This window comes from Flavobacterium aurantiibacter (assembly GCF_002251775.1).
Lineage (GTDB): Bacteria > Bacteroidota > Bacteroidia > Flavobacteriales > Flavobacteriaceae > Flavobacterium > Flavobacterium aurantiibacter.
The window spans coordinates 1-1691 of sequence record NZ_NOXX01000069.1 but is presented as its reverse complement, the minus strand read 5'-3'; the positions used below and the strand labels follow the sequence as shown (position 1 = coordinate 1691).

At 35.4% G+C, this 1691-nt stretch carries 2 protein-coding genes and 1 pseudogene; all 3 read left to right on the top strand.

Annotated features, from left to right (window positions below; translation table 11 throughout):
• Positions 1–194: pseudogene (locus CHX27_RS15660) on the top strand (hypothetical protein); the annotation flags it as partial.
• A 2-nt stretch (positions 195–196) separates the two neighbouring features.
• Positions 197–1207 (top strand): hypothetical protein, encoded by a 1011-nt coding sequence (locus CHX27_RS00865; RefSeq protein ID WP_094484893.1) that lies wholly within the window; start codon positions 197–199, stop codon positions 1205–1207.
• A gap of 7 nt (positions 1208–1214) precedes the next feature.
• The coding region (locus tag CHX27_RS00860; protein WP_243388928.1) for a cysteine peptidase family C39 domain-containing protein at positions 1215–1691 on the top strand (477 nt) is incomplete at its 3' end.

Here is a 1691-nt window from a genome sequence, read left to right as displayed (position 1 = left end):
TATTGATTTTTAATCAATTATGTTTTTTGTCGTGTACTAAAAAATATTTTCCAAATTATCCAGTTTGCAAACTAAAAATAGAACCCTTGCAATTTTATCTTGCACCGACCGATAATTTTATCCACGAAGGTACAACAGACAGGAAAAGTAAATTGGATATATCTCTTACCTATTTAGGTTACTTTGATTATTAGAAATGAAGAGACTTTTAATTTATTGTTTAATAATTGTTTATTTCAATGATTCTTTTTGCCAATCTTTAAAGACACTTGAGTCTGGTCTAAGAGAGCTAAACATCGAGTATCAAAATGTACCAGTTTATGCTTTAATAAGATCAAAGGTTAATGAAGATCAAGTGAAAAAGCCGATCATATTATACATCCAGGGTAGCCAAGGTCGTCCATTAATTATTAACTACCCGGAATCAAATAATTTTAAGTACAGCATTGCGTTCCCGTTTAACTGCGAACAGCTGCTTAATGATTTTCACCTAATCGTTATTGCTAAGCCTTTTATTCCTGTAGTTGCGAACATTGAACATTTAAACAACTATACTTTCATTGATTCCACGACGCAAAAAAGTCCAATTGGATTTTTAAAAAATGATAACTTAACGTTTTATACACAAAGAAATATTTTTCTACTTAAAAAAATTTTAAAACTCGACTTTGTAAATTCAGAAAAGGTGATAATATTGGGGCATTCCGAAGGAAGTAGAATTGCCGTTGCCATGGCTTCAAAGTTTAAAAAAATCACTCATCTAGGATATCTGTCTGGCAATCCATACGGAAGATTTATTAATTTAATAGCGAGAAGTCGGAAAAATGAGACTGAAAATGACAATGATTTAGTGGCTGACTTCAACTATTGGAAAGAAGTCGTCGACAATAAAGATGTGAACAACTATTTGGATGGAGGAGATACATTTAAGTCGACTTTTGAATATGCCCAAACATATGTTGACGAAATGGTTGGATTAAAAATCCCTGTTTTTGTAGGATACGGCACTGGAGATGAAGCAGCTATCTTCAACGATTTATTCCGAGTTCAAGCTTTAAGTAAAAAGAAGTCTAATTTCACTTTCAAGTCGTTTTATGGCCTTGAACACAGTTTTTATCCCATCACAAAGAGCGGCGAAGTGAATTATGAATCAGGGAATTTTGATGCAGTAATTCTTGATTTTTTACATTGGTTGCAGCAAAATTGATTTGCTCATGAAAGGCTTCCCCAACTACCACCAACCCGACTCCAAAGACTGCGGGCCAACTTGCCTTAAAATTATTGCAAAGCATTTTGGCAAAACGCTAAGCTTGCCAAAACTGCGGCAATTGAGCGAAACGCATCGGGAGGGCAGTAGTTTATTAGCAATTTCAACCGCAGCCGAGCAGTTGGGGTTTAGAACCTTAGGCGTAAAACTTAACACCATAAAACTTGCCGAAGCGCCACTGCCTTGCATTTTACATTGGAACAACAACCATTTTGTCGTGCTTTACAAAATCACTTCAAAAGCAGGAATATTCAACGCTAAAAAGCGGGGAAACGATAAAACCTACTACATTTCAGATCCTGCGGTTGGTTTAATTACCTACAACGAAACTGAATTTCTGAAATTTTGGATAGGTAACAATGCAACCACCGAAACTGAAGAAGGCATAGCATTACTTTTGGAACCAACACCCAAATTCTATCAG